Source organism: Streptomyces sp. NPDC047028, from assembly GCF_040644095.1.
Taxonomy (GTDB): Bacteria; Actinomycetota; Actinomycetes; order Streptomycetales; family Streptomycetaceae; genus Streptomyces.
In genome coordinates this window covers 83574-110359 of sequence record NZ_JBEYVS010000005.1, presented here as the reverse complement: position 1 = coordinate 110359, position 26786 = coordinate 83574, and the positions used below count along the sequence as shown (strand labels likewise).

General features: G+C 72.1%; 22 protein-coding genes. 12 read left to right on the top strand and 10 right to left on the bottom strand.

Annotation, left to right across the window (positions count from 1 at the left end; genetic code table 11):
* Positions 1–71 precede the first annotated feature (71 nt).
* The 3 genes from ABZ854_RS06910 to ABZ854_RS06900 form a co-directional block, all read right to left on the bottom strand.
* Positions 72–2348, bottom strand: coding sequence for a heavy metal translocating P-type ATPase (locus ABZ854_RS06910; RefSeq protein ID WP_361205435.1), 2277 nt, complete (start codon positions 2346–2348; stop codon positions 72–74).
* Positions 2349–2476: 128 nt separating this feature from the next.
* Positions 2477–2716 (bottom strand): heavy-metal-associated domain-containing protein, encoded by a 240-nt coding sequence (locus ABZ854_RS06905; RefSeq protein ID WP_361205433.1) that lies wholly within the window; start codon positions 2714–2716, stop codon positions 2477–2479.
* A gap of 160 nt (positions 2717–2876) precedes the next feature.
* A complete protein-coding gene (locus ABZ854_RS06900; protein WP_129309084.1) occupies positions 2877–3515 on the bottom strand; it encodes a TetR family transcriptional regulator in 639 nt (212 codons plus the stop codon).
* A 179-nt stretch (positions 3516–3694) separates the two neighbouring features.
* Between ABZ854_RS06900 and ABZ854_RS06895 the strand changes: the two genes are divergently transcribed.
* Positions 3695–5914: an MMPL family transporter gene (locus ABZ854_RS06895; RefSeq protein ID WP_361205429.1), complete on the top strand. Its 2220-nt coding sequence runs from the start codon at positions 3695–3697 to the stop codon at positions 5912–5914.
* Between the two features lie 159 nt (positions 5915–6073).
* Here the strand turns inward: ABZ854_RS06895 and ABZ854_RS06890 are convergent, their stop codons facing one another.
* Positions 6074–6988 carry a hypothetical protein gene (locus ABZ854_RS06890; RefSeq protein WP_361205732.1) on the bottom strand — a complete coding sequence of 305 codons (915 nt, stop codon included), beginning with the start codon at positions 6986–6988 and terminating at the stop codon, positions 6074–6076.
* A gap of 5 nt (positions 6989–6993) precedes the next feature.
* Positions 6994–7632 (bottom strand): papain-like cysteine protease family protein, encoded by a 639-nt coding sequence (locus ABZ854_RS06885; protein ID WP_361205426.1) that lies wholly within the window; start codon positions 7630–7632, stop codon positions 6994–6996.
* 255 nt (positions 7633–7887) lie between these two features.
* Between ABZ854_RS06885 and ABZ854_RS06880 the strand changes: the two genes are divergently transcribed.
* Positions 7888–8901: a hypothetical protein gene (locus tag ABZ854_RS06880; RefSeq protein WP_361205423.1), complete on the top strand. Its 1014-nt coding sequence runs from the start codon at positions 7888–7890 to the stop codon at positions 8899–8901.
* A 123-nt stretch (positions 8902–9024) separates the two neighbouring features.
* Here the strand turns inward: ABZ854_RS06880 and ABZ854_RS06875 are convergent, their stop codons facing one another.
* Positions 9025–9219 (bottom strand): MerR family transcriptional regulator, encoded by a 195-nt coding sequence (locus ABZ854_RS06875; protein ID WP_129309088.1) that lies wholly within the window; start codon positions 9217–9219, stop codon positions 9025–9027.
* A 261-nt stretch (positions 9220–9480) separates the two neighbouring features.
* Positions 9481–10398, bottom strand: coding sequence for a sugar phosphate isomerase/epimerase (locus ABZ854_RS06870; RefSeq protein WP_361205420.1), 918 nt, complete (start codon positions 10396–10398; stop codon positions 9481–9483).
* A 125-nt stretch (positions 10399–10523) separates the two neighbouring features.
* On the opposite strand from ABZ854_RS06870, the gene iolC reads away from it, so the two are divergent.
* The 6 genes from iolC to ABZ854_RS06840 all read left to right on the top strand — a co-directional run bounded on the left by iolC (position 10524) and on the right by ABZ854_RS06840 (position 18494).
* Positions 10524–11474 (top strand): 5-dehydro-2-deoxygluconokinase, encoded by a 951-nt coding sequence (iolC, locus tag ABZ854_RS06865; RefSeq protein ID WP_361205417.1) that lies wholly within the window; start codon positions 10524–10526, stop codon positions 11472–11474.
* A 59-nt stretch (positions 11475–11533) separates the two neighbouring features.
* Positions 11534–12418: a deoxyribose-phosphate aldolase gene (locus ABZ854_RS06860; RefSeq protein ID WP_361205729.1), complete on the top strand. Its 885-nt coding sequence runs from the start codon at positions 11534–11536 to the stop codon at positions 12416–12418.
* Between the two features lie 11 nt (positions 12419–12429).
* Complete coding sequence (iolB, locus tag ABZ854_RS06855) at positions 12430–13281, top strand: 5-deoxy-glucuronate isomerase (protein ID WP_361205414.1); 852 nt, start codon at positions 12430–12432, stop codon at positions 13279–13281.
* Entirely contained in the window at positions 13278–15188 is a 1911-nt protein-coding gene (iolD, locus tag ABZ854_RS06850; protein ID WP_361205411.1) for a 3D-(3,5/4)-trihydroxycyclohexane-1,2-dione acylhydrolase (decyclizing), read from the top strand. The genes iolB and iolD overlap by 4 nt, the downstream gene beginning before the upstream one ends.
* Before the next feature lie 17 nt (positions 15189–15205).
* The gene (gene mmsA / locus ABZ854_RS06845; protein WP_361205408.1) at positions 15206–16708 is read left to right on the top strand and encodes a CoA-acylating methylmalonate-semialdehyde dehydrogenase; all 1503 of its coding nucleotides are present in this window, start codon (positions 15206–15208) and stop codon (positions 16706–16708) included.
* 388 nt (positions 16709–17096) lie between these two features.
* A complete protein-coding gene (locus tag ABZ854_RS06840) occupies positions 17097–18494 on the top strand; it encodes an APC family permease (RefSeq protein WP_361205405.1) in 1398 nt (465 codons plus the stop codon).
* 4 nt (positions 18495–18498) lie between these two features.
* Here ABZ854_RS06840 and ABZ854_RS06835 read toward each other — a convergent pair whose 3' ends face one another.
* Complete coding sequence (locus ABZ854_RS06835; protein WP_361205402.1) at positions 18499–18924, bottom strand: GNAT family N-acetyltransferase; 426 nt, start codon at positions 18922–18924, stop codon at positions 18499–18501.
* A gap of 114 nt (positions 18925–19038) precedes the next feature.
* On the opposite strand from ABZ854_RS06835, the gene ABZ854_RS06830 reads away from it, so the two are divergent.
* The 3 genes from ABZ854_RS06830 (at position 19039) to ABZ854_RS06820 (ending at position 24745) form a co-directional block, all read left to right on the top strand.
* Positions 19039–21690, top strand: a complete 2652-nt coding sequence (locus tag ABZ854_RS06830) for an alpha/beta fold hydrolase (RefSeq protein WP_361205399.1) — start codon at positions 19039–19041, stop codon at positions 21688–21690.
* The gene (locus ABZ854_RS06825) at positions 21687–22550 is read left to right on the top strand and encodes an ABC transporter permease (RefSeq protein WP_361205396.1); all 864 of its coding nucleotides are present in this window, start codon (positions 21687–21689) and stop codon (positions 22548–22550) included. The genes ABZ854_RS06830 and ABZ854_RS06825 overlap by 4 nt, the downstream gene beginning before the upstream one ends.
* 251 nt (positions 22551–22801) lie before the next feature.
* Positions 22802–24745, top strand: coding sequence for an AMP-binding protein (locus tag ABZ854_RS06820; RefSeq protein WP_361205393.1), 1944 nt, complete (start codon positions 22802–22804; stop codon positions 24743–24745).
* Between the two features lie 73 nt (positions 24746–24818).
* Here ABZ854_RS06820 and ABZ854_RS06815 read toward each other — a convergent pair whose 3' ends face one another.
* Positions 24819–25226, bottom strand: coding sequence for a rodlin (locus ABZ854_RS06815; protein WP_361205390.1), 408 nt, complete (start codon positions 25224–25226; stop codon positions 24819–24821).
* A gap of 226 nt (positions 25227–25452) precedes the next feature.
* Complete coding sequence (locus tag ABZ854_RS06810; protein WP_361205387.1) at positions 25453–25875, bottom strand: rodlin; 423 nt, start codon at positions 25873–25875, stop codon at positions 25453–25455.
* Positions 25876–26556: 681 nt separating this feature from the next.
* Between ABZ854_RS06810 and ABZ854_RS06805 the strand changes: the two genes are divergently transcribed.
* A complete protein-coding gene (locus ABZ854_RS06805) occupies positions 26557–26784 on the top strand; it encodes a chaplin (protein WP_361205384.1) in 228 nt (75 codons plus the stop codon).
* Positions 26785–26786: the final 2 nt, after the last annotated feature.

Sequence of the window (26786 nt, the reverse complement as noted above, 5' to 3'; positions counted from 1 at the left end):
GCAGGACTCTAGGGGGACTCTTACATCGCGTGGGACGAACTCGGGAAGTCCTCCGGGCGATTCGGGCGATTTCAGCGGAACGTGCGCAGCCGCAGGCTGTTCGACACCACGAACACCGAGGAGAAGGCCATCGCCGCCCCCGCGATCATCGGGTTCAGCAGCCCCGCGGCGGCCAGCGGCAGCGCGGCCACGTTGTAGCCGAACGCCCAGGCCAGGTTCCCCTTGATGGTGCCGAGCGTGCGCCGGGAGAGCCGGATGGCGTCCGCCGCCACCCGCAGGTCCCCGCGCACCAGCGTCAGGTCGCCGGCCTCGATCGCCGCGTCCGTGCCGGTCCCCATGGCCAGCCCCAGATCGGCGCCGGCCAGCGCCGCGGCGTCGTTCACGCCGTCGCCGACCATGGCCACGGTCCGCCCCTCGTCCTGCAGCCGCCGTACGACGTCCACCTTGTCCTCGGGAAGGACCTCGGCGATCACCTCGTCGATGCCGACGGCCCGGGCGACCGCCTCGGCGACCGTCCGGTTGTCCCCGGTCAGCAGCACCGGCGTGAGCCCGAGGGCGCGCAGCTCGCGCACCGCCTCGGCGCTGGTCTCCTTGACCGCGTCGGCGACGCCGAGCACCCCGCGCGCCCGCCCGTCCCAGCCGGCGACGACAGCCGTACGGCCGTTCCGCTCGGCCTCCTCGGCGGCGCGGGCCAGCTCGGGCGGCAGTTCGTCGTACAGACCGCGTCCCACGGCCACCTCGCGCCCGCCCACGCGCCCGCGTACGCCCCGCCCGGGGACGTTCTCGAAGTGCTCGACCGGCGTCAGGCTCCCGGTGCGCTCCTCGGCGCCGGCCGCGATCGCGCGGGCCACGGGGTGCTCGGAGGCGTGCTCCAGGGCGCCCGCGAGCCGCAGCACCTCGGTCTCGTCGGTGCCGTCGGCGGCGTACACGTCCTGGAGGGTCATGCGGCCGGTGGTGACGGTGCCGGTCTTGTCCAGGACGACGGTGTCGACGCGGCGCGTGGACTCCAGCACCTCCGGGCCCTTGATGAGGATGCCCAGCTGGGCGCCCCGTCCGGTGCCGACCATGAGCGCGGTCGGCGTGGCCAGACCCAGCGCGCAGGGGCAGGCGATGATCAGTACGGCGACGGCGGCGGTGAAGGCGGCGACGGTGTCACCGGTGACGCCCAGCCGCACCCCGAACGTGCCGAGCGCGATCAGGATGACCACGGGCACGAACACGGCGGAGATCCGGTCGGCGAGCCGCTGCACCTCGGCCTTGCCGTTCTGCGCGTCCTCCACCAGCCGTGCCATCCGGGCCAGCTGGGTGTCGGCGCCGACCCGCGTCGCCTCGACGACGAGCCGGCCGCCGGCGTTGACCGTGGCGCCGGTGACCTTCGCGTCCGGGCCGACGTCCACGGGGACGGACTCGCCGGTCAGCATGGAGGCGTCCACGGCGGAGACGCCCTCGACGACGGTGCCGTCGGTGGCGATCTTCTCGCCGGGCCGTACGACGAACCGGTCGCCCACGGCCAGCGAGGACACCGGCACCCGCACCTCGCGTTCGTCCCGCAGCACGGCGACGTCCTTGGCGCCCAGCTCCATCAGGGCCCTGAGCGCGGCGCCCGCGCGGCGCTTGGAGCGGGCCTCCAGGAAGCGGCCGAGCAGGATCAGCGCGACGACTCCGGCGGCGACCTCCAGGTAGACGGTGGACGAGCCGTCCATGCGCGAGACGGTGAAGCGGAACTCGTCGTGCAGCCCTGGCCGGCCCGCGTCGCCGAAGAACAGCGCCCACAGCGACCAGCCGAACGCGGCCAGCGTGCCCACGGAGACCAGCGTGTCCATGGTCGCGGCGCCGTGCCGGGCGTTGGTCCAGGCGGCCCGGTGGAACGGCGCCCCGCCCCAGACCACCACCGGCGCGGCCAGGGTCAGCGACAGCCACTGCCAGTTGTCGAACTGCAGCGCGGGCACCATGGCGAGCAGCACCACGGGGACGGCGAGCAGGGCGGAGACGAGCAGCCGATGCCGCAGGGCGCCCAGTTCGGGGTCCTCGGCCGTTGTTCGGTCGCCGGGGGCCTCCGGTTCGGGTTCGGGCTCCGGCGGCGGGGGCTCCTCGGCCGTGTAGCCGGTCTTCACCACGGTGGCGATCAGGTCGGCGACCTGGACGCCGTCGCCGTAGCTGACCCTCGCCTTCTCCGTCGCGTAGTTCACGGTGGCGCTCACACCGTCCATGCGGTTGAGCTTCTTCTCCACGCGCGCGGCACAGGAGGCGCAGGTCATCCCGCCGATGAGCAGCTCCACCTCGGACGAGGGGGTTATCGCGCTCTCGGCGGCCGGCGGGGTGGCCGGCTGGGTGGTGGTGCTGGGCATGTCCGGACTCCAGACATCGGACCGGGCCGTACGGAGTCCAGTATGAGCTGGTCGGTACGGCCCGGTCGGGGAAAGGTTTCCGTCCGGGACCGGTCGCGGACCGGCCCCGGGAAGCGCGGGGCCTGCTCTCAGACCGTGCCGACGAGCTGGAAGCCGGCCTCGTCGACGGCGGCGCGGACGGCCTCCTCGTCGAGCGGGGCCTCGGACACGACGGTGACCTCGCCGCTCGCGGCCACGGCCTGGACGGAGGTGACGCCGGGGAGCTGGGAGATCTCGCCGGACACGGAGCCCTCGCAGTGGCCGCAGCTCATGCCGCTCACTTTGTAGACGGCGGTGACGGAGCCGGGGGTGTCGGTCTGGGCGCTCATGTCGTTCTCCTCGTCGAGGCAGGTGGAGCCGATGGGGCTGCCGGGGTCCGCGAGGGAACCCCACGCTCCTCAGGTTATACCCCTAGGGGGTATTTCTCAAAGAGTGGTCCCCGGTGCTCGGCGAGCCGTACCGGGGGCGGGCGGACGCGCCCGCCATCGCTCAGCCCTGGCTGAGGCGGTCGCCGACGAGGGGGTCGAGGTAGCGGACCAGGACGTCCTTGATCTCCTGGACGTACGCCTCGCGCTCGGCTCCCTCGTGGCGGACGACCAGCTCCAGGCCGGCCTTGTAGATGCCGAGACAGACATGGGCCGTACGGGTGATGTCGGCGGGGGGCGCGTCGGGCAGGAGCGAGGTGAGCAGGGCCTCGACGCGGCCCACCAGCGTCGCGTGCAGCTGGTCGTGGGCCTCGGCGATCCGGCCCGGGATGTCGGGGCCGTGCATCAGCGCGAAGAACACCGGGTGCTCCGTGTTGAAGGCCATGAACCGGTCGACGGCCGCGCCGACGGCCTCCTCCAGCGGGGTGACGGGGTCGACCGGGGCGAGCGCCTCGCCGTAGGCGTCCCGCATCTCGTGCATGAGCCGGTCGCCCAGCTCGACCGCGATCGCCTCCTTGTTCGGGAAGAACTGGTAGAGCGTGCCCGGCGAGACTCCCGCCTCGCGGGCGATCGCGTTGGTGCTGGCGGCCGTGTAGCCGGTCGTGCAGAAGACGGACGCGGCGGCCTCCAGCAACTGGGCGATGCGCCGCTCGCCGCGGGCCTGGCGGCGGCGCGGCTGCTCCTTCTCCGAGGTGTCGGACACGTTTGTCCCCAGCTCTCCGAACGCGATTGACAAATGCGAGTGCCCACTCGCATTCTTGAGAAACGCGAGCGATCACTCGTGTTTGCCAGTCTATGTGGCAATGGACGACCCATGCTGCCCTGCGCCGCCGTGCGCGCGTACGGCGATCGCACTGGTCACGGTGAAGGGGACACCGCACGATGACCGAAGTCAACAAGGCACAGCCCGCCGGGGAGGGCCCCCCGCCGCCCCGTGGCTGGACCCGGTTCGTGACCGCCCGGCCCCGGCTGTCACTGCTCGTCGCCCTGGTGCTCACCGCTCTCGCGGTGCTGGCCGGCAGCGGTGTCGCCGACCATCTGGGCAGCGGCGGCTGGGAGGACCCGGCCGCCGAGTCGACCTACGCGACCAAGGCGCTGGAGCGCCAGTTCCCCGACTCCCAGCCCAACCTCGTCCTCCTCGTCGACTCCGGTGGGGCCTCGGTCGACGACCCGGCGGTGGCCGCCGAGGGCCGCGCTCTCGCCGGGCGGCTGGCGAAGGAGAAGGGCGTGACCGGCGTCGGCTCCTACTGGCAGAGGCACTCGCCCGCCCTGCGGGCCGAGGACGGCCACGAGGCGCTGATCGCCGCCCGCATCACCGGCGACGACAACGCGACCGGCCGGACCCTGGACCGCGTCGCCCCGCGTCTCCGGGGCGTCCACGGGCCGGTGCGGGTGAGGGTCGGCGGCATCGTCGCGGTACGGCACGAGATGCAGACGACCATCAAGGAGGACCTGACCCGCGCCGAGATGATCGCCCTGCCGATCACCCTCGTCCTGCTGGTGATGGTCTTCGGCAGCGCCGTCGCGGCACTGCTGCCCCTGGGCATCGGCATCGTCGCGATCCTCGGCACCAACGCGGTGCTGCGCGGCCTGACGGCGTTCACCGACGTCTCCGTCTTCGCGCTCAACCTCACCACGGCCCTCGGCCTCGGCCTCGCCATCGACTACGCCCTGTTCATCGTCCGCCGCCACCGCGAGGAACTGGCCACCGGCGCCGACCCGCTGACCGCCGTCGGCACGACCCTGCGCACGGCGGGGCGCACCGTGCTGTTCTCCGCCCTCACCGTCGCCGTGTCCCTGGCCGCGATGATGGTCTTCCCGCAGTACTTCCTGCGCTCGTTCGCCTACGCGGGCATCGCGGTGGTGCTGCTCGCGGCCGCGGCCGCCCTGATCCTCCTGCCGGCCGCCCTGATCCTGCTCGGCCACCGGGTCAACTCCCTCGATCTGCGGCGTCTGTTCCGTCGCGGTCGCGCCCCGAGACCCTCCGGCGCCGAGGGCACGGCCTGGGCGGGAGCCGCCTCCCTGGTGATGCGCCGCGCCCCGCTCTTCGCCCTCGGCACCACCGCCCTGCTCGTCCTCCTCGGACTGCCCTTCCTGGGCGTGAAGTTCGGTACCGCCGACGACCGCCAGCTGCCCGCGGGAGCCGAGTCGCACGTGGTGCAGCAGCATCTGCGCCAGGACTTCCCGGGCAGCCCCGGCGGCGGCCTCGAAGTCCTCGCCGAGGGCCGGGCGACGAAGGCGCAGTACGCCGCCTACAAGCAGCGGGTGGCCGCCCTGCCCGAGGTGGTCCGCGTCGACGGCCCGCTGGTCAGGGGCGACTCCGCCTACTTCACCGTGCAGCCGAGGGGCGAGTTCGTGGACGGCCCCGCCCAGCGCCTGGTCGGCGAGCTGCGCGCGCTGGACGCCCCGTTCGACACCAAGGTGACCGGTACGGCGGCCGTCCTGGTCGACTCCAAACACGCCATAGCCGAACACCTGCCGTGGGCCGGGGCGTTCATCGCGGTGGTCACCCTGCTGCTGGTCTTCCTGCTCACGGGCAGCGTGGTGATACCCCTGCAGGCCGTCGTGCTCAACGCGCTCAGCCTGACGGCCATGTTCGGCGCGGTGGTCTGGGTCTTCCAGGACGGCCACTTCTCCAGCGCCCTCGGCTTCACCAGTCCCGGCTCCATCGAGACCACCCTGCCCGTGCTGATGTTCTGCGTGGCCTTCGGCCTCTCCATGGACTACGGCGTGTTCCTGCTGTCCCGCATCAAGGAGGAGTACGACCGCACGGGCGACCACACCGAGGCGGTGCGCCACGGTCTGCAGCGCACGGGCGGGCTGATCACCGCCGCGGCGGTCATCCTCGCGGTGGTGATGGTGGCCATCGGCACCTCCAGGGTCACCAACACCAAGATGCTCGGACTCGGCATCGCGCTCGCGGTGCTGATGGACGCGATGGTCGTACGGAGCCTGCTGGTCCCGGCGATCATGCGGCTCACCGGCCGCGCCACCTGGTGGGCGCCGGCCCCCCTGCGCCGCTTCCACCAGCGCTTCGGCCTCAGCGAGGGCGAGAAGCCGGCGGCGGCTGAGGTGAAGGAACGGGAGCCCGCGGGGGTGTGACGCCGGTGGGTCAGGGGAGAGGTCCCGGAAGGTGCCGGGCCGGTCTCGGACCTCCCCGGACCGGCCCGGACTTCTGGGACCTCTCCCCGCCGGCGTGCGGGCGGTGTGTGGGGTCACCGCCGATCGCACAACCCCCCCGTCGGATCGCGACCGGTCAGGTCATCGCGATCCGGGACCTTGCCGCAGGCGCGGGCCGAGGCGGCGGCGTGCGGCGAAGCCGAGCGCCAGGGCGAGCGCGGCACCCGCCGCACCCAGGCCCGCCACGGTGCCGGTGCCGCCGGCGGACGTGCCCGGCGTGCCCGGCGTGCCCGAGGCCACGGTGGACGTCTGCGCGCCGGCCGCCCGTGCGGCGGCCCGGCCGGACGCCTTGCCGAAGCCGCCCGCGTAGCCGCCGCGGTCGTACGCCGAGCCGGCCAGCCGGGAGCCGTACGCCTTCTGGACGTGGTGCCGGTACCCCGTCACGGAGGTGCCGTGGGCGCCGATCGCGGCCCGCGCCTCGGTGTTGAGCGGCAGCACCCGGTTGCCGCGCAGCACGTACCAGGCGTTGACCTGTGGTTCGCGGAAGACGGTGCCGTCGCCGTGCGCCTTGGCGGCGTACGAGGTCTCGTCGGCGCCGCTGGCGATGTTGACGACCTGCCAGCCCTTCGCGGTGTGGACGCTCCACACCGAGGCCCGCTGGCCGGTCGCCGAGACCGCCTCCGTGGCGACGAACGCCGGCTTGGCGACCGGTGCGTTCGCGTGGCCCGCGACGAAGTCGGCGTTCAGCGTGTACACGGTGGTGCCCGCGCCGGTGAGCCTTGGCGCGGCCGGCTTGCCGCCGACCAGGTCCGGGGTGGCGGTGTGGCTGCCGTGGTCCGGGTCGTGGGCGAAGAACCGCTTGAGCACGCCGAGCGTGGTGTCGTCACCGGCGACGGCGCGGGCGGAGGCGAGCTGGCCGGCGCTGTAGGCGTGCGGGACGGCCGGGGGCGTGGGGGCGGCCGTGGCCGTGGTGGCGCCGGTCAGCACGAGCGCGGCGGCGGCCAGCGTCCCGACGGCGGCCGGGCGGATCAGGGTGCGGGTCCGGTTCTGCTGCATGGCGCTCACGCCCCTATTCCGTAGAGCGTGTGGGTCCAGGAGAAGTCGGAGTTGCCGGCGTAGTAGCTGTACGTCGCCCAGTTGTAGCGGTAGTCGTCGGGCCACGGGTCGCCCCAGTACACCCAGCTCTTGGAGGTGTCGTAGCCGTACAGCACCTCCATGTGGCCGCCGCCGGAGCTCCACTGGATGCGGGTCTGCACCGGGCGGCCGGCGTTGATCTCGTTCTGCAGGCCGCTGTAGCTGATCCGGCCCTGGATGTAGCGGCCGGGGTTCAGGCCCATCCAGTCGTACGCCGTCTGGTCGTCGCCGAGGGTGGCCTGGTTGTTGGGGCAGTTCACGCCCTGGCTGTAGCCGAACGCCGCGTCGCAGAAGGAGTTCTGGCTGTAGTCGTGGCCGAACCACGAGGCGATGGTGGCGCCGCTGGCCGCCCAGCACCAGTTGGTCTTCTGCTGCGACTGCATGCTGATGTCGAGCTGCTGGGCACCGCCGCTGGCGTACGCGGTGGTGGTGCCGGCGGGCGGGGCGGGGGCGGCGGAAGCCGTGCTCCCCGTGGCGAGTGACAGGGCGGCGGCGAGCAGGCAGCCGGCCAGGGCGAGCCCGCGTCTGCGGCCGCGGTGCGGCGGGTGTGGGGTGGTGGAAGACATGGGGCGGTCCTCCCTGTGAGGGGTTCGGCGGAGGAGCGCGTCCGGACGCTTGAGGATGAGCATTCAACCAGTGGCGGTGTACGGTCAACGTCCGCCATCCTGGGCTCGGCGCCGGTGTGAACAAGGGGCGTACGGGTGTGAACGGCACAGGCTTTACCGCTGGTAGCGACACGCCGCGGCAAGCCCGGCCGCAGTACCGGAAGTGAACATTCACGTCGCGCCGGAACGCGTGACGCCGCGGAGGGTAGGGCGCGCATGGCGCAGACGCCGAGCGACGGACGGGACGCCTCCCGCCCCGCCGCCGTACCCGTTCCCCGGACCGGGGCGCCCCATCCCGTCCCGGCCGCCGGTTCCCGCGCGGCGGCCGAGGCGCGGCTCGCCGAGGCGCTGCGTACCGGCCCGTTCCCGGAGGCGCTGCGGGCCGGGCTCGCCGCCCGCGGTCTGGCTCTGCACCGGGTGCGGCACCGGCTGGCCCAGCGCGGCATCCACGTCGGTGTGACCAGCCTCAGCTACTGGCAGCGCGGTATCCGCCGGCCGGACCGGCCCGAGTCGCTGCGCGCGGTGAGCGCCCTGGAGGAGGTGCTGGAGCTGCCGGAGCACTCCCTGACCCGGCTGCTCGGCCCGCGCGCCGCCGCCGACCACCCGGTGGGCCGGCCGTTCCGTGTGCTCGTCGGTCCGGGCTCGGCCGTGGAGCGGCTGCTCGCCGAGCTGGAGGCACCCCGCGACGTCGGGCTGCACACCGTGCTGCAGTACGAGCGGGTGGAGATCGACGCCCGGCGACGGCTCGCCGCGCGGGAGGCCCAGCACGTGGTACGGGCCCACCGGGACGGCATCGACCGGTACGTGGCGATCCACTGCGGCGAACGGGGCTCCGACACCGGGGCGGTCCGCGTGCTGGGCCTGGACAGCTGCCGGGTCGGCCGGGTGCGGCGGGCGCCGGACGCCGGGGTGGTCGTGGCGGAGCTGCTGTTCGACGCGCGGCTGGCGGTGGGGGAGACGGCGGTGCTGCGGTACCGCTTCGAGGACGGCACGGGCGAGCCGAGCAACGAGTACTTCCGCGGGTTCACGTACGCCGGGGGCAGTTACGCGCTGCAGATCGCCTTCGACCGGGCGGCCCTGCCGGTGCGGTGCCGGCGGTTCGGTCGGCCTTCTGCGCAGGTGCCGCCGGAGTACGTCGCCGACCTGACGCTGAACGCGTACGGGACGGTGCACGTGATGGAACCTGCGGTTCGGCCCGGGCATGTGGGGGTGGGGTGGGACTGGGAGTAGGGGAGGGCGGGCTCGGCGAGTGTGTCGAGTGCCGGCCGGTGGGGGTTCTCGTGCCCGCGCGGCGGAGCCGCATATCGACAGAGCCCCGCGCCCCCCAAAAGGGGCGCGGAGACTCGGCCATGGCTATCTGCGCCCCCTGTTGCCCGGCCGGGAGGCCACCCACGCTCGGACCGTGTCGGCGTACCAGTACGGCTTGCCGGATTCGACGTGGTCGGGTGGGGGCAGCAGGCCGTGCTTGCGGTAGGACCGAACGGTGTCCGGCTGCACCTTGATGTGTGCCGCGATCTCCTTGTACGACCAGAGCCTTCGGTCGGTCATCGGTTGCACCTCCCCGCGCGCGCCGCGGCGGCGGCCGGGGGGGTGGCCGTCGGGGGGCCGGGCGCTGCGCTGGCGATCACCACGCTGTTGCCCGGTGAACGACGCTGAGTGACCGTCGGGAAGCGGCTGTTGACCGGGTGTGACGCAGGAGCCGCGTATACGTGACACCTGTGACAGGAGGGGCGATTTTGTGACGCCGCTGCCGAAAAGCCGAAAGCCGAAAGCCGAAAGCCGAAAGCCGACTTGCGGCGACTACAGGGCCTACGCCCCGCAGGACCGCAGGAACGCGCGCGTGCGCCGGGCGATCGGCAGCGGCCTGTCCGGCTCGCACGGGTACATGTCCTGCTCGACGATCGCGAACAGGTCGGTGTCCAGCCGCTGCGCCGCCTCCAGGACAGGGCCCAGCGCGGGCACGCCGCCGGGCGGCTCGCACATCACGCCCTGTGCGACCGCCGGCCCGAACGGGGTGCCGTTGGCCCGCACGTCGGCCAGGATCTCCGGGTCGACCTGCTTGAGGTGCAGATAGCCGATCCGCTCGCCGTAGGTCTCGATCAGCTTGACGCTGTCGCCGCCGCAGTAGGCGTAGTGCCCCGTGTCCAGGCACAGCGAGACCGACTCGGAGTCGGTGCCGTCGAGGAAGCGGGTGACGTTCTCCTCGCTGTCGATGTGGGTGTCGGCGTGCGGGTGGACGACGATCGTCAGGCCGTAGCGCTCGCGCACCTCACGGCCGAGGCGTTCGGTCTGCGAGGTGAGGTCGCGCCACTGCGCGGCGGTCAGTTCGGAGGGCTCCAGCACCCGGCCGGTCTTGTCGTCCCGCCAGAAGGACGGGATGACGACGAGGTGGCGGGCGCCCATCGCCTGCGTCAGCGCGGCGATGTCACTGACATGCGCCCAGGTCTCCTCCCAGACGGCCGGACCGTGGTGCAGGCCCGTGAACACCGTGCCGGCCGACACCTTCAGGCCCCGGCGGGCGGTCTCGTCGGCCAGGACGGCCGGATCGCTCGGGAGGTAGCCGTACGGGCCGAGCTCGATCCACTCGTAGCCCGAGGCGGCCACCTCGTCGAGGAAGCGCTGCCACGGCACCTGGCGGAGATCGTCGGGGAACCAGACGCCCCAGGAGTCGGGCGCCGATCCGATCCGGATACGGGACAGTGAGGAGGAAGGCGGCATCGACGTCATGGCCGTCAGCGTGCGGTCCGGCGGAGAACGGTGTCAAGGGCTGGTCCGAATGTCTGGACAAAATATTGACAGGGTGGTGAGGGCAGGACTAGAAACCGGGGGAGAGCCATAACGAAGGGAAGCCGATGGCGTACGACCTGATCACCATGGGGCGGATCGGAGTGGACCTGTACCCGCTGCAGACCGGCGTCCCACTCGCGCAGGTGTCGACCTTCGGCAAGTTCCTGGGAGGGTCGGCCACGAACGTCGCGGTGGCCGCCGCCCGCCTGGGCCGGAGCACCGCCGTGATCACCCGCACCGGGGCCGACGCCTTCGGTGACTATCTGCACGAGGCCCTGCGCGGCTTCGGCGTCGACGACCGCTGGGTCACCCCGGTCCCCGGACTGCCCACCCCGGTCACCGTCTGCGAGGTCTTCCCGCCGGACGACTTCCCGCTGTACTTCTACCGGCAGCCCAAGGCGCCCGACCTGGAGATCGACGTCGGCGACCTGGACCTGGACGCCGTCCGCGAGGCCGGTGTCTTCTGGGTCACCGGTACCGGCCTGAGCGAGGAGCCCAGCCGGACGGCGACCCTCGCCGCCCTCGCCCACCGCCCCAAGGCCGGAATCACGGTCTTCGACCTCGACTGGCGTGCCATGTTCTGGTCCGACCCGGACGAGGCCCGCCCCTTCTACGCCGAGGCCCTGCGCCACACCACCGTCGCCGTCGGCAACCTCGACGAGGTGGAGGTCGCCACCGGGGTCCGCGAGCCGCACGCGGCGGCCCGCGCGCTGCTGGACGCCGGCGTCGAACTCGCCGTCGTCAAACAGGGACCCAAGGGCGTCCTCGCCGTCCACCGGGACGGCGACTCGGCAGAGGTCCCCCCGCTGCCCGTCACCGTCCTCAACGGGCTCGGCGCGGGCGACGCCTTCGGCGGCTCCCTCTGCCACGGCCTGCTGGCGGGCTGGGACCTGGAGACCGTCATGCGGCACGCCAACGCGGCCGGCGCCATCGTCGCCTCCCGGCTGGAGTGCTCCTCCGCGATGCCCACCCCCGACGAGGTGGCCGCCGCGCTCGACGCCGGAGCGGTCCGGTGAGGGCCGGCAAGGTCGCGGGCACGCACCGCCAGGGCGGGGACGGCGTCCGGCACGCGCGCGTGGACGTCGCCGAACTCGTCCGCATCCGCACCCACCACCCCGAGGCCATCGCCGAGGCCGCCGCCCGCCGAACGCGTCGGCCGCTGCTCGGCGCGAGCGGTCGCCTGATGATCGTCGCCGCCGACCACCCCGCCCGCGGCGCCCTTGGCGTCGGCGACCGCGGGTTCGCCATGGCCAACCGGGCCGGCCTGCTGGAGCGGCTGTGCCTGGCACTGTCCCGGTCCGGCGTCGACGGCGTCCTCGCCACCGCCGACATCCTCGACGACCTGCTGCTCCTCGGCGCCCTCGACCACAAGGTCGTCATGGGCTCCATGAACCGCGGCGGACTGCGGGGCGCCCGCTTCGAACTGGACGACCGCTTCACCGGCCACCGCCCCGCCGACCTCCAGCGCCTCGGCTTCGACGCGGGGAAACTGCTGCTCCGCGTCGACTACGACGACCCCGGTTCCCTGACCACCCTGGAGTCCACCGCCCGCGCCATCGACGACATGGCCGCGCGCCGGCTGCCCGTCTTCGTCGAACCGTTCCTCAGCCACCGCGGCCCCGACGGGAAGCTGCGCAACGACCTGTCCGCCGAGGCCGTCACCACGTCCATCGCCATCGCCTCCGGACTCGGCGGCTCCTCCGCCTACACCTGGCTGAAGGTGCCGGTCACCGAGAACCCCGACGACATGGCCCGGGTGATGGAGACCTCCACCCTGCCGGCCGTGCTGCTCGGCGGCGACATAGGGGACTCCCCCGAGGACCAGGACGCCGCCTACGAGAAGTGGCGTGGAGCGCTCCGACTCCCCACCGTGCGCGGCCTGGTCGTCGGCCGCTCGCTGCTGTACCCGGCGGACGGCGACGTGGCCGCCGCCGTGGACACCGCCGTAGGACTGCTGTGAGGGCCGCCCGTATGACCACCACCCACCCGTACCTGCCCCGCGGCGCCACCGCGAACGAGCGGTACGCCGTCGACATCGGCCCCGAGCGGGCCGGCTGGACCCACAGCAGCCTGCGCGTCGTGGAGTTGGCTCCCGGGGGTACTCATACGTTCGCCACCGGTGACAGCGAGTGGATCGTGCTTCCGCTCGAAGGCGCATGTACCGTGCGAGTCGACGGAACGGAGGAAGGGCAGTCACCGCCGCCGGGAGAGTTCCAACTCCGGGGCCGCACCAGCGTGTTCGCATCCGCGACCGACTTCGCGTACGCCCCCCGGGACGCCCGGGTCCAGATCGCCTCCGGCGCGGGAGGCCGCTTCGCCCTGGCAGGAGCGAAGTGCGAGCGACGACTCCCCGCCCGCTACGGCCCCGCGCCGGAGGTTCCCGTCGAGCAGCGCGGCAGCGGCAACTGCGCCCGCCGGGTGCGCAACTTCGCCTCCGCCGACGCCTTCGACTGCGACAAGCTGATCGCCGTCGAGGTGATCACCCCCGGCGGCAACTGGTCCTCGTACCCGCCGCACAAGCACGACGAGCACCGGCCGGGCGAGGAGTCCGAGCTGGAGGAGATCTACTACTTCGAGATCGAGGGCCCGAACGGCCTCGGCTACCAGCGGGTGTTCCCCTCGCGGGAGGGCGGCACCGACATCCTCGCCGAGGTCCGTTCCGGCGACGCCGTCCTCGTCCCCGACGGCTGGCACGGCCCGTCCATCGCCCAGCCCGGACACGCCATGTACTACCTGAACGTCATGGCCGGCCCCGGGCAGACCCGGGAGTGGCGGATCCGCTTCCACCCCGACCACACCGAGACCACAGGGGGCTACCGATGACGATCCGGCTGACCGTCGCCCAGGCACTGCTGCGCTTCCTCACCGTCCAGCACACCGAACGCGACGGCGAACGGCAGCGGCTGATCAGCGCCACCTGGGGCATCTTCGGACACGGCAACGTCGCCGGACTCGGCCAGGCCCTCGTCGAGTACGCCACCGCGCCCAGTGGGGGGACACCCCCCACACCCCCCCTCATGCCGTACCACCAGGGCCGCAACGAACAGGCCATGGTGCACGCGGCGGTCGGCTACGCCCGCCAGTCGAACCGCCTGTCCACGCACGCGGTGACCACCTCCATCGGCCCCGGCGCCACCAACCTGGTCACCGGCGCCGCCCTGGCCACCGTCAACCACCTCCCGGTCCTGCTGCTGCCCGGCGACGTGTTCGCGACCCGCCCCGCCGACCCGGTGCTCCAGCAGCTGGAGGTGCCGTATGCGGGCGACGTCTCCGTGAACGACACCCTGCGCCCGGTGTCGAGGTACTTCGACCGGATCACCCGCCCCGAGGCGCTGATCCCGGGCGCGCTCCAGGCGATGCGCGTGCTCACCGACCCCGTCGAGACCGGCGCCGTCACCCTCGCGCTCCCGCAGGACGTGCAGGCCGAGGCGTACGACTGGCCCGAGGAGTTCTTCGCTCCGCGCGTGTGGACCGTACGGCGGCCGGGCGCGGACCCCGCCGAACTCGCCGAGGCCGTCCGGGCGGTCCGGGCCGCCCGCCGCCCCCTCGTCATCGCCGGCGGCGGCGTCCACCACAGCCGCGCCGAACAGGCCCTCGCCGAGTTCGCCGGCGCCACCGGCATCCCGGTCGCCTCCACCCAGGCCGGCAAGGGCTCCCTGCGCCACGACCACCCCCAGGACATCGGCGGCATCGGCCACACCGGCACCGCCACCGCCGACGAGCTGGCCCGCACCGCCGACCTGGTGATCGGCGTCGGCACCCGCTACACCGACTTCACCACCGCCTCCGGCACCCTCTTCCAGAACCCGGACGTCCGCTTCCTCAACCTCAACATCGCGCCCCACGACGGCCACAAACTGGCCGGGCTCCCGCTGGTCGCCGACGCTCGCAGCGGCCTGGACCGGCTCACCGAGGCCCTGGCGGCGCACGGCCACCGGGCCGCCGACGCCTACGTCGGCGAGTACACCGAGGACAAGGAGCGCTGGGAGCAGCGCGTGGACGCTTGCTATGAGGCCGCCGAGCCCGACGTCCGGCCCTCCCAGCCGCAGGTCCTCGGCGCCCTCGACGCGATCGTGGACGACTCCGACATCATCGTCAACGCGGCCGGCTCCCTCCCCGGCGACCTGCACAAGCTGTGGCGGGCCCGCTCCCGGGACCAGTACCACCTGGAGTACGGCTACTCCTGCATGGGCTACGAGATCCCGGCCGCCGTCGGAGTGAAGCTCGCCGCGCCGGACCGGCCCGTGTGGGCGCTGGTCGGCGACGGCACGTACCTGATGATGCCGACGGAGATCGTGACCGCCGTACAGGAGGGCGTCGCGATCAAGGTCCTGCTGGTGCAGAACCACGGGTACGCCTCCATCGGCGGACTGTCGGAGTCGGTCGGCGGCGAGCGGTTCGGCACGGCGTACCGCTACACCTCGGCGGACGGCACCTTCACCGGGGCAACGCTGCCCGTCGACCTGGCCGCCAACGCGGCCAGCCTCGGCATGCGCGTGCTGCGCGCGAAGACCGTCGGGGACCTGCGCGCGGCACTCGCCGAGGCGCGGGCCGCCGACACTCCCACATGTGTCTACGTGGAGACCGAAACGTCCGACACTGTGTCGGGCGCGCCCGAAGCGCAGGCCTGGTGGGATGTTCCTGTGGCCGAGACCGCGACACGGTCGTCCGCGGTCAAGGCCCGTGAGCTGTACGAACGGCACGTCTCGACCCGACGCCGCCATCTGTGAGCAAGGAGTATCTGGGCATGACGAAGATCGTCAACCACTGGATCGGCGGCAAGACCGCCGAAGGCGCGTCGGGTTCGTACGGGCCGGTCACGGACCCGGCGACCGGCGCGGTCACCACGAAGGTCGCCTTCGCCTCCGTCGAGGAGGTGGACACAGCGGTCGCCTCCGCCAAGGACGCCTACGCCTCCTGGAGCCGGACCTCGCTGGCCAGGCGCACGGAGGTGCTGTTCCGCTTCCGCGCGCTGCTGGACGCCCACCGTGACGAGATCGCCGAGCTGATCACCGCCGAGCACGGCAAGGTGCACTCCGACGCCCTCGGCGAGGTCGCGCGCGGCCTGGAGATCGTCGACCTCGCGTGCGGCATCAACGTGCAGCTCAAGGGCGAGCTGTCCACGGAGGTCGCCACGCGTGTGGACGTCTCCTCCATCCGGCAGCCGCTCGGTGTCGTCGCCGGCATCACGCCGTTCAACTTCCCGGCGATGGTCCCGCTGTGGATGTTCCCGATCGCCATCGCGTGCGGCAACACCTTCGTGCTGAAGCCGAGCGAGAAGGACCCGTCGGCCTCGGTGAAGCTCGGTGAGCTGCTGAGCGAGGCCGGGCTGCCCGACGGTGTGTTCAACGTCGTCCAGGGCGACAAGGTGGCTGTCGACCGGCTGCTGGAGCACCCGGACGTCAAGGCGGTCTCCTTCGTCGGCTCCACGCCGATCGCCCGCTACATCCACACCACCGCCTCCGCGCACGGCAAGCGGGTGCAGGCGCTCGGCGGCGCCAAGAACCACATGCTGGTCCTGCCGGACGCCGACCTGGACGCGGCGGCCGACGCGGCCGTGAGCGCGGCCTACGGCTCGGCCGGCGAGCGCTGTATGGCGATCTCGGCGATCGTGGCGGTCGGCTCCATCGGCGACACGCTGGTGGAGAAGATCCGCGAGCGGGCCGAGAAGATCAAGATCGGCCCCGGCAGCGACCCGGCCTCCGAGATGGGCCCGCTGATCACCGCGGCCCACCGCGACAAGGTCGCCTCCTATGTGAAGGGCGCGGCCGACGAGGGCTGCGAGGTGGTCCTGGACGGCACCGGCTACACGGTGGAGGGCTACGGGGACGGCCACTGGATCGGCCTGTCCCTGCTGGACCGGGTGCCGGTCACCGCGAAGGCCTACCAGGACGAGATCTTCGGCCCGGTGCTGTGCGTGCTGCGCGTGGACACGTACGAGGAGGGCGTGGCGCTGATGAACGCCTCGCCGTTCGGCAACGGCACCGCGATCTTCACCCGGGACGGCGGCGCCGCCCGCCGCTTCCAGCTGGAGATCGAGGCCGGCATGGTCGGCGTGAACGTCCCGATCCCGGTGCCGGTGGGCTACCACTCCTTCGGCGGCTGGAAGGACTCCCTCTTCGGCGACCACCACATCTACGGCAACGACGGCACGCACTTCTACACCCGCGGCAAGGTCGTCACGACCCGCTGGCCCGACCCGGCGGACGCCCCGGCGGGCGTCGACCTGGGCTTCCCGCGCAACCACTGAGCCGCCCCGCAGTACCCGCGCGCCTCCCCCTCAGGCCGTCCGGATTCCGGACGGCCTGAGATTTTTTGGCGGACCCGCCTGCGGTTCCCGTTTTGGGGGATGAAACGGATGACGAAGGCGATGCGCTCGCCTTGCCTTTGAAAGCAAGGTCAGTTCTCGCAACGGATTGGTGGATGCGCAAATTGGATTGGGACGCCTGGGAAAGTGCTGCGCTCGACAGGGTGGGCAAGCTGCGGATTTCGAAGGTAAACGGCCATTGACGCGATGGTTTTCGTCGGGGTTCCCTAAGGCTGCCGGGAGCGGACGACACGAACGTACGACGAGCCGCCGGAGGCGATAGCGCTCCCGACCCCATCCTCACCCTCACCAGCCGATCGGACCCTGACGCATGACCGACACGCTCTGCCCTGTCGAGACCGGGCTCACCGAGGCCCCCGGCAGTCCCAAGACGCTCAAGCGCTCCATCGGCGTCGTCGGCGGCACCCTGCTCACGCTGTCCTGCGTCACCCCGGCCTCCACCCTCTTCGTGGTGGTCCCCGACCTGTTCGGCTCCCTCGGCACCGCGACCGCCCTCACGATCGCCATCGGCTCCCTCCTCTGTATAGCCGTGGCGTTCTGCTACTCGGAACTGGGCACGCTCATCCCCAGCGCCGGCGGCGAGTACGCCATGGTCTCCACGATGGCCGGGCGGCTCGCGGGCTGGCTGGTCTTCGTACTCTCCCTGCTGGTCGTCATGATCGTGCCGCCGGTGATCGCGATGGGCACGGCCGACTACCTGGCGCCCCTCGTGCACCTCGATCCGGCGGCGACCGGCGCCGGCGTGATGCTGCTCGCCACCCTCGCCGGCCTGCTCGACCTGCGCGCCAACGCCTGGATCACCGGCATCTTTCTGGTCCTGGAGGTCATCGCCGCCGGTGTCGTCGCCCTGCTGGGCTTCACGCACAGCCACCGCGGCGCCGGCAGTCTGGTCTCCATGCAGGTGAGCGGCGCGCACGGCCACACGGACACCGTGACCGCCATGCTCGTCATCTCCGGCCTCGCCATCGCCCTCTTCGCCACCCAGGGCTTCTCGACCGCCGTCTACCTCTCCGAGGAGCTGGAGAACCCGCGCCGCAACGTCGCCCGCACGGTCCTCGCCACCCTCGCGATCTCCTCCGTGGTCATCCTCGTGCCGGTCGTCGCCATCACCATGGGCGCCTCCGACATCAAGGAGCTGACCAACGGCGACCTCAGCTCCATGGTCACCGCCTGGTCCAACAGCGCGGTCGGCACGTTCGTCAGCCTCTGCGTGGCCCTCGCGATCATCAACGCGGGCATCGTCATGGTCATCCAGAACTCCCGCGTGCTGTTCGCCTCCGCCCGCGACAAGGCCTGGCCCGAGCCGGTCAACAACGTCTTCTCCAAGCTCGGCCGCTTCGGCTCCCCCTGGGTCGCCACCCTCGCCGTCGGCGTCCCCGGCGCGCTGCTCTGCTTCGTCAACCTGGACACCCTGTACGGCGTCACGGGCGTCTCGGTGACCGGCATGTACCTGCTGGTCGCGATCGCCGCCCTGCTGTGCCGCCGCGGCTCCCACAAGCGCACGCCCGCCTGGCGGATGCCCCTGTGGCCCGCGATGCCGATCCTGCTGATCGTCGTCCTCACCTACATCCTCACCCAGCAGGAGGCCACCTACCTCTGGTGGACCGGCGGCATCACCGCGGTAGCCACCCTCTACTGGGCGCTCTACCTCCGCCCCCGCCGCGAAACCCGCTGGCTGGTCTCCATCCCGGAGGACGCCCAGGCCTGAGGGTTCACTCGAACTCCCACACCAGCACCGAGCACGGTCCGTCGTCCTTGCCGCCCGCACTGCGATAGGCGGCAAGGGCGACGTCGTTCCCGTGCTCCACACCCACCCACATCCCGTAGCAGCCCCGCTCGCGGGCCAGCCGGGCGAGCTCCAGCACCAGCGCCCGCCCGATCCCCCGGCGACGGTACGGCTCCGCGACCGCGAGTTCGTACAGGAACATCTCTGCGCCCTTGTCGGGGTGAAGGGTCTCCACACCGCTCACGAATCCGACCGGGCCGTCCGTCTCCGCCGCGTGGGCGAGGAACAGATGGTGCCCGGCCGTCGTCAGGAAGCGTTCGGCCCACTCCGGGCGGACCGGATGATCGAAGAGGTGTCCGGCCGCGACGAGTTCGGCGACGGTCGCGGCGCGGCGGATGTCATGAGAGCCCATCGCGCCTTGATACCACCCTTGGACAGGCCGGAGCGCGCCCTTACCGCCGAGGGAGGGCCGGGGGTTCACCCCCGGGCCGCATGCGGTGTCGGTGGCTGCCCGTACCGTTGATGCATGGATCTTCGAGTGCGCGTGCCGCGGGGCCTGCTGAGGGGGCCGCGGCGGCTGCTGACCGCTGCGGCCGCCGTCGTGGTGCTCGCCGGCGCCGGAACCTGGACGGCCGCCGTCGCCTCCGACGACCCGCCTCCCGTCCACCGCACCGACCGGGTGATGGCCATGGACGGCGCGCGCGTCGACACCTCGTACTTCACCACCCCCACGGCCGGCCGCCGCCCCGCCGTCCTGCTGGCGCACGGCTTCGGCGGCAGCAAGGACGACATGCGGCAGCAGGCCGAGGACCTCGCCCGCGACGGATACGCGGTGCTGACCTGGTCCGCGCGCGGCTTCGGCAGGTCGACGGGGAAGATCGGCCTCAACGACCCGAAGCACGAGGTCGCCGACGTCTCCCGCCTCATCGACTGGCTGGCCCAGCAGCCCCAGGTCCGCCTCGACAAGCCCGGCGACCCGCGCGTGGGCGTCGCCGGAGGCTCCTACGGCGGCGCGATCTCCCTGCTGGCCGCCGGATACGATCATCGGATTGACGCCATCGCCCCGGCCATCACCTACTGGAACCTGGCCGACGCCCTCTTCCCGAACGGCGTGTTCAAGAAACTGTGGGCCGGGATCTTCTTCAACAACGGCGGCGGCTGCGCCCGCTTCGAGCCCGCGCTGTGCCGGATGTACGACCGGGTCGCCGAGTCCGGGAAGCCGGACGCCGCCGCCCGGAAACTCCTTCAGGAGCGCTCGCCGTCCGCCGTCGCCGACCGCATCAAGGTGCCCACCCTGCTGCTGCAGGGCCAGACCGACTCCCTGTTCCCCCTCGCCCAGTCGGACGCCGCCGAGAAGGCGATCCACGCGAACGGAGCCCCCGTCGACGTCGACTGGATCGCCGGCGGACACGACGGCGGCGACCTGGAGACCGGCCGCGTACGGGCCCGGACGGCGGCCTGGTTCGACCGCTACCTCAAGGGCGACAGGAGCGCCGACACCGGCCCCGCCTTCCGCATCACCCGCACCGGAGGCGTCGACTCCACCGACGGCGCCGCCCAGCTGCGCGGCGCGAGCGCAGACCGCTACCCCGGCCTGTCCGGCCACCAGAAGTCCATCGTCCTGTCCGGCGGCACCCAGCACATCACCAACCCGGCCGGCGCCAGCCCGCCCGCCGTCTCCGCGCTGCCCGGCCTCGGCGGCTCCGGCGGGCTCACCCAGCTCTCCGCCCTCGGCATCGGCGTCTCCCTGGACTTCCCCGGGCAGTACGCCAGGTTCGACTCCGCACCTCTCACCCACGGCCTGCGGATCACCGGCTCACCGACCGCCACCGTCCACCTCACCTCCACCGCCGCCGACGCCGTCCTCTTCGGCAAGGTCTACGACGTCGGCCCCGGCGGCACCCGGCAGGTCCTGCCCTCGCAGCTCGTCGCACCCCTGCGGGTCACCGGCGCCCAGTCCGGCAAGGACGTCACCGTCACCCTCCCGGCGATCGACCACGACGTGCAGAAGGGCCACCGGCTCCGCCTGGTCCTCGCCTCCACCGACCTCGGCTACGCCTCCCCGGCCGCCCCGGCGACGTACACCGTCACCCTCAAGGGCGACCTGCGCGTCCCGACGGCCCCGAACGTCCGCACCGCCGCCGCCCCGCTGCCCGCCTGGATCTGGTGGCTGCCCGGCGGCGGCGCCGTCCTCGCGCTCGCCCTGCTGGTCACCGGCCGCCGCCGCACGGCGGCACCCGCACCCGACGCCGGCCTCGCCGACGTCCCGCTGCGGATAAGCGGCCTCAGCAAGCGCTACGCCCGTACCGGCGACCGGTACGCGGTGCGCGAGCTGTCCTTCCGTGTGGACAAGGGCCAGGTCCTCGGCCTGCTCGGACCCAACGGCGCCGGCAAGACCACCACCCTGCGCATGCTCATGGGCCTGATCACCCCGGACGACGGCGAGATCCGCGTCTTCGGGCACGCGATCCGGCCCGGTGCCCCCGTCCTGTCGCGCGTGGGCGCCTTCGTGGAGGGCGCCGGCTTCCTGCCGCACCTGACCGGCCGGGAGAACCTGGAGCTGTACTGGAAGGCCACCGGCCGCCCGGCCGAGGACGCCCACCTCGACGAGGCCCTGGAGATCGCCGGCCTCGGCGACGCGCTCGCCCGCGCGGTGCGCACCTACTCCCAGGGCATGCGCCAGCGCCTCGCCCTCGCCCAGGCCATGCTGGGCCTGCCCGACCTGCTCATACTGGACGAGCCCACCAACGGCCTCGACCCGCCGCAGATCCGCGAGATGCGCGAGGTGATGATCCGCTACGCGGCCTGCGGCCGTACGGTCATCGTCTCCAGCCACCTCCTCGCCGAGGTCGAACAGTCCTGCACCCACCTCGTCGTCATGGACCGCGGCCGGCTGGTCCAGGCCGGACCGGTCGGAGAGATCATCGGCTCCGGCGACACCCTGCTCGTCGGCACCGGCACCCCCGTCGACGACCCGGTCGTGGAGAAGGTGGCCGCGCTGCCCGGCGTCGCCTCCGCCGTGCGCGCCGAGGACGGGCTCCTCGTCCGCCTCGACACCGGTACCGGCGCCGCCCGCCTGGTCGCCGAACTCGTCCGGCTCGACGTCCCCGTCGTCTCGGTCGGCCCCCACCGCCGCCTGGAGGACGCCTTCCTCACCCTGATCGGAGGCTCCGCATGAGCACGCTCACCGAGCACACCGCCGGCGCCTCCGGCTACCGCGCCGGCCACACCCTGCCGCCCCGCGTGGAGCTGGTCCGGCAGCTCAAGCGGCGCCGCACCCTGGTCATGGGCGCCGTCCTCGCCGCCCTGCCCTTCGTGCTGCTGATCGCCTTCGCCGTCGGCGGCGACCCCGGCTCGCGCAACGGCCAGGTCACGCTGATGGACACGGCCACCGCGTCCGGCGCCAACTTCGCCGCCGTGAACCTGTTCGTCTCCGCCGGCTTCCTGCTGGTGATCCCGGTCGCCCTCTTCTGCGGGGACACCGTCGCCTCCGAGGCGAGCTGGTCCTCGCTGCGCTACCTGCTCGCCGCGCCCGTCCCCCGCGCCCGGCTGCTGGCCTCCAAGCTGCTCGTCGGCCTCGGGCTCAGCCTCGCCGCGATGGTCCTGCTCCCCGTGGTGGCCCTCGCCGTCGGCACGGCCGCCTACGGCTGGGGGCCGCTGCAGATCCCCACCGGCGGTGCGCTCGACTCCGGTACGGCGGCCCAGCGGTTGCTGGTCGTGGTGGCGTACGTCTTCGTGTCCCAACTGGTCACCGCCGGCTTCGCGTTCTGGCTGTCCACGAGGACGGACGCCCCGCTCGGCGCGGTCGGCGGCGCGGTCGGCCTGACCATCGTCGGCAACGTCCTCGATGCCGTCACCGCCCTCGGCCACTGGCGCGACTTCCTGCCCGCGCACTGGCAGTTCGCCTGGGCCGACGCCGTCCAGCCGCACCCCGAGTGGTCCGGCATGATCCAGGGCACGGCGGTCTCGGTGACGTACGCCGTCGTCCTGATCGCCCTGGCGTTCCGGGGCTTCGCCCGCAAGGACATCGTCTCCTAGGGCCTGTCCGGCGGATCTTCGTGGGCCCGCGACGCCTGGCACGCCCTCTCGCCGCACGCCCGAATCACCCGAGTACGTCCACTACGAGGGCGATCCGGGCGCACGCCGAGAGCACGCACCGGACGCCGCGGGCTGCTCCACGAAGATCCGCCGGACAGGCCCTAGCCGTCATGCCCCATTGACGTCTCCTTACTTGCGAGTAAGTTGACCCGGCGGTAAGCACCTTCGCCTCAGCCGCACGGGGAGCCGTCATGGGCGTACGCAAGGACCTCAAACGGGCACGAAGGCGCACGGACCTGGCTGACCGGGGCGCGCCCGAGATCCTCCGGGACACCGGCGGCACCGTGCGCGAGGTGCGCGCCGCGCCCCTGGCGCAGCCCCTCACCACCGGCTCCCTGGCCGACCTGCCGTTCGCGCACGCCGCCGAGACCCCGGACGCCGTACTGCTGCGCCGCCGCACCGCGGACGGCTGGCGCCCGGTCACCGCGGCCGCCTTCGCCGCCGAGGTCACCGCCGTGGCCAAGGGGCTCATCGCCGCCGGACTCCAACCGGGCGGCCGGGTCGCCGTGATGTGCCGCACCCGCTACGAGTGGACCGTCCTGGACTTCGCCATCTGGGCGGCCGGCGGCCAGACCGTGCCCGTCTACCCCACCTCCTCCGCCGAGCAGGTGGAGTGGATCGTCCGCGACTCCGGCGCCCGCCACGTCGTCACCGAGACCGCGGAGAACGCCGCCACCGTCATCACCGGCACCGCCGGCCACCCGGAACCGCCCCGCCTGTGGCAGATCACACCGGCACCGGGCGCCCCGGGTTCGGAGGGCGCCCTCGCCGAACTGGCCGCGCTCGGCCGCCACCTCACCGACGAGGAGGTGACCGAACGCCGCGCCGCCCTCACTCCGGGCACCATCGCCACCGTCTGCTACACCTCCGGCACCACCGGACAGCCCAAGGGCTGCGTTCTCACCCACGCCAACCTGCACACCGAGGCCGCCAACACCGTCGAACTGCTGCACCCGGTGTTCCAGGCGGTCACCAGCCAGGCCGCCTCCACCCTGCTGTTCCTGCCGCTCGCCCACATCCTCGGCCGCGCCCTGCAGATCGCCTGCCTGATGGCCCGCATCGAGACCGGCCACTTCCCCAGCCTCAAGCCCGACGAACTGCGGCCCGCGCTCAAGGAGTTCCGGCCCACCTTCCTCGTCGGGGTGCCGTACCTCTTCGAGAAGATCCACGACACCGGGCGGGCGACCGCCGAGAAGATCGGCCGCGGCGCCTCCTTCGACCGCGCCGAGCGGATCGCCGTCCGCTTCGGCGAGGCGCACCTGAGGAAGTTCCTCGGCACCGGCAAGGGCCCCGGTCCCGGCCTGTACGCGGCCTGGGCGCTGTACGACCTGCTGGTCTACCGGCGCATCCGCAAGGAACTGGGCGGCCGCATGCGGTACGCCGTCAGCGGCGGCTCCCCGCTCGACCGCGACCTCAACCTGTTCTTCTACGCCGCGGGCATCCTCGTCTACGAGGGCTACGGCCTGACCGAGACCACCGCCGCGGCCACCGTCGTACCCCCGCTCCGCCCCCGGCCCGGCACGGTCGGCCGGCCCGTTCCCGGCGCCGCCGTACGCATCGCCGACGACGGCGAGGTCCTGATCAAGGGCGGCATCCTCTTCGAGTCGTACTGGAAGAACCCGGCCGCCACGAAGGCCGTCCACACCGACGGCTGGTTCGCCACCGGCGACCTCGGCGCCCTCGACGACGACGGCTACCTCACCATCACCGGCCGCAAGAAGGACATCCTCGTCACGTCCGGCGGCAAGAACGTCTCCCCGGCCGTGCTGGAGGACCGGTTGCGCAGCCGCGCGCCCATCGGCCAGTGCGTGGTGGTCGGCGACAACCGGCCCTTCGTCGCAGCCCTGATCACCCTCGACCCGGAGGCCGTCGCCCACTGGCTCGCCGTCCACCGGCTGCCCGCCGCTACGCCCATGTCCGAGCTGGTGCGGGACGACCGGCTGCGGGCCGCCGTACAGAAGGCCGTCGACTACGCCAACCAGGCCGTCTCGCGCGCCGAGTCCATCCGCGCCTTCGCTCTCGTCGAGGGGGAGTTCACCGAGGACAACGGCTTGCTCACACCGTCCCTGAAGGTGAAGCGGCACGCGGTGACCGCCGCCTACGCGGACCGCATCGAGGCGCTGTACCGGCGCTGAGCGCGAAAGGCGCACACACGACGGCGGCGGGTCACCGGAGGAACCGGTGCCCCGCCGCCGCGGAGTGCTCCGTTCAGAGCTTGTCCACCCCGGTGCGGGACAGCAGGGAGAGGTCGTTCAGGGCGTCCGCCAGCGAGTCGTCGCCCTTGGCCTGGGTGGAGTTCTCGGTGCACTGCTGGTTCTGCGGCGAGGAGGCGATCGGGATGTCCTGCACACCGACGTTGAGGCCGGCCAGGATCGACTGCCCGTTGACCTTTGCGGGCAGACCCACGCACGGCTTGTTCAGCGAACCCTGGATCGCCCCGAGCTGTGGGGACAGATCGCCGCTCGTGGTCGAGTTGCCGAACGCCTCCGAGATCTCGCCGGTGTTGAGCGCGTTCGTGGCACCGTCGTTTCCGATGGCAAGCGCCTGGGGGGCGGCCACGCCAGCGAGGCCGGCAACGGAGGCGGCGACAGCCGCGGTTGCCCACAGCTTCTTCATGTTCGTTCCCTTTCGAAAGGCGGACTCCGGGGAGGAGTTGCGTGATCGTCAACGACCCGCGGATCGTGCGGGTTGCGTCCTTTGTCCCGTTTGGCTCAGTGCAGTGTGATCAGTGCACTGAGTCCCGGGGTGTAACGAGGCGATCGGGACGGGCCGACGGGCCGCCGAGAAGTCGGCGGCCCGTCGACATGAGCCCGAGGAGCTCGGAGCTTGAAGGGCCGATTGGTTACTCGGCGGGGGCGGGTTCGGTGACGGCGCCGGTGGACAGCGCGGAGACGTCCTCCAGGACGTGGGCGAGCGAGTCGTCGCCCTTGGCCTGGGTGGAGTTCTCGGTGCACTGCTGGTTCTGCGGCGAGGACATGATCGGGATGTCCTGCACACCGACGTTGACGAGCGCCAGAATCGACTGGGCGTTGAGCTTGGCGGGCAGGCCGATGCACGGCTTGTTGAACGAGCCCTGGATGAGCGCCAGCTGCGGGCTCATGTTGCCGTAGGTGGCGGAGTTGCCCATCACATCCTTGATGGCACCCTCGTTCATCGTGGCCGTGCCGCCGTCGTTACCGAGGGCCAGGGCCGGCGTGGCGGCCGCGGCCGAGACGCCGACGACGCAGGCGGCTACCGCTGCGGAGGCCAGAACCTTCTTGATCACGTGTAATTCCCTTTCTGGAGAAACCCCGTTCCTCGGAGCGCACGGATCAACTGTCCCGTACCCGGAAGGGTTGCTGGCATTCACTCCAACAGCCCACACGGGGTGCGGAACTGATGGCGGCGACGGTCCCTTCCTTCCACCTTTCTCGTGGCGCCCAACGATCCGATCGGGTGACGCCCCGAAACCAATCGGCGCATCCCGGGTTGATGCGGAGAAGGATCGTGCGGCTTGGCAACGAGCCGAGCAGGAAGTGTGTGGCAATAGTGTGATCAAGGGGAAAATGGGCTCGCGACACGTGCTGGTGCAGAGTTGCCGACCAAACTCTGCGTCGGTTCGCTGACCCCCACGCCCTGGAAGGTATCTCCGTCCTGGCGGGCAACGGGGAGGCCCAGGTCAGCAGCTGAGCTGACGTCAGAAGCACCGTCCGGGCGGCGTGCCGGTACACGCACCGCCGTCCGGGCGGCTTACCTTTGTCTCCGCAGAACCGTTTCTTTGCAAACTCCGCCATCATGTCAATTCTCTGATGGCGTTCGAGTGAATTCCAAGGCGACGCGCGTTCCTCAGTTTCTTCGTTTGTCTATCCCTCGTTTTACAGCCTGCCGGTCATGGTGCGAGCCGTTCCAGCTGTGCTCGCTCGGTTTCGGCCGTCATAGGGGCATGACCGCGGAGAAGGGAACTTTCATGAAGAAGAGCGCTGCTGTCGTCGCCGGCGCCATCCTCGCCCTGGGCGGGGCCCTCCCGGCCTTCGCCGACGCCGGGGCCGACGGTGCCGCCGTCAACTCCCCGGGTGTCGTCTCGGGCAACGTGGTCCAGGTCCCGGTCCACATCCCCGTCAACGTCTGCGGCAACACGGTCAACGTCATCGCCGCGCTGAACCCGGCGTTCGGCAACCCCTGCGTCAACGACTGACG

What these genes read in the sequence shown, in the direction of transcription:
- ABZ854_RS06910 (WP_361205435.1), bottom strand. Translation starts at nt 2,348, where the DNA reads ATGCCCAGCACCACCACCCAGCCGGCCACCCCGCCGGCCGCCGAGAGC.
- ABZ854_RS06905 (WP_361205433.1), bottom strand. Translation starts at nt 2,716, where the DNA reads ATGAGCGCCCAGACCGACACCCCCGGCTCCGTCACCGCCGTCTACAAA.
- ABZ854_RS06895 (WP_361205429.1), top strand. Translation starts at nt 3,695, where the DNA reads ATGACCGAAGTCAACAAGGCACAGCCCGCCGGGGAGGGCCCCCCGCCG.
- ABZ854_RS06890 (WP_361205732.1), bottom strand. Translation starts at nt 6,988, where the DNA reads ATGCAGCAGAACCGGACCCGCACCCTGATCCGCCCGGCCGCCGTCGGG.
- ABZ854_RS06885 (WP_361205426.1), bottom strand. Translation starts at nt 7,632, where the DNA reads ATGTCTTCCACCACCCCACACCCGCCGCACCGCGGCCGCAGACGCGGG.
- ABZ854_RS06880 (WP_361205423.1), top strand. Translation starts at nt 7,888, where the DNA reads ATGGCGCAGACGCCGAGCGACGGACGGGACGCCTCCCGCCCCGCCGCC.
- ABZ854_RS06875 (WP_129309088.1), bottom strand. Translation starts at nt 9,219, where the DNA reads ATGACCGACCGAAGGCTCTGGTCGTACAAGGAGATCGCGGCACACATC.
- ABZ854_RS06870 (WP_361205420.1), bottom strand. Translation starts at nt 10,398, where the DNA reads ATGACGTCGATGCCGCCTTCCTCCTCACTGTCCCGTATCCGGATCGGA.
- iolC (WP_361205417.1), top strand. Translation starts at nt 10,524, where the DNA reads ATGGCGTACGACCTGATCACCATGGGGCGGATCGGAGTGGACCTGTAC.
- iolB (WP_361205414.1), top strand. Translation starts at nt 12,430, where the DNA reads ATGACCACCACCCACCCGTACCTGCCCCGCGGCGCCACCGCGAACGAG.
- iolD (WP_361205411.1), top strand. Translation starts at nt 13,278, where the DNA reads ATGACGATCCGGCTGACCGTCGCCCAGGCACTGCTGCGCTTCCTCACC.
- mmsA (WP_361205408.1), top strand. Translation starts at nt 15,206, where the DNA reads ATGACGAAGATCGTCAACCACTGGATCGGCGGCAAGACCGCCGAAGGC.
- ABZ854_RS06840 (WP_361205405.1), top strand. Translation starts at nt 17,097, where the DNA reads ATGACCGACACGCTCTGCCCTGTCGAGACCGGGCTCACCGAGGCCCCC.
- ABZ854_RS06835 (WP_361205402.1), bottom strand. Translation starts at nt 18,924, where the DNA reads ATGGGCTCTCATGACATCCGCCGCGCCGCGACCGTCGCCGAACTCGTC.
- ABZ854_RS06830 (WP_361205399.1), top strand. Translation starts at nt 19,039, where the DNA reads ATGGATCTTCGAGTGCGCGTGCCGCGGGGCCTGCTGAGGGGGCCGCGG.
- ABZ854_RS06825 (WP_361205396.1), top strand. Translation starts at nt 21,687, where the DNA reads ATGAGCACGCTCACCGAGCACACCGCCGGCGCCTCCGGCTACCGCGCC.
- ABZ854_RS06820 (WP_361205393.1), top strand. Translation starts at nt 22,802, where the DNA reads ATGGGCGTACGCAAGGACCTCAAACGGGCACGAAGGCGCACGGACCTG.
- ABZ854_RS06815 (WP_361205390.1), bottom strand. Translation starts at nt 25,226, where the DNA reads ATGAAGAAGCTGTGGGCAACCGCGGCTGTCGCCGCCTCCGTTGCCGGC.
- ABZ854_RS06805 (WP_361205384.1), top strand. Translation starts at nt 26,557, where the DNA reads ATGAAGAAGAGCGCTGCTGTCGTCGCCGGCGCCATCCTCGCCCTGGGC.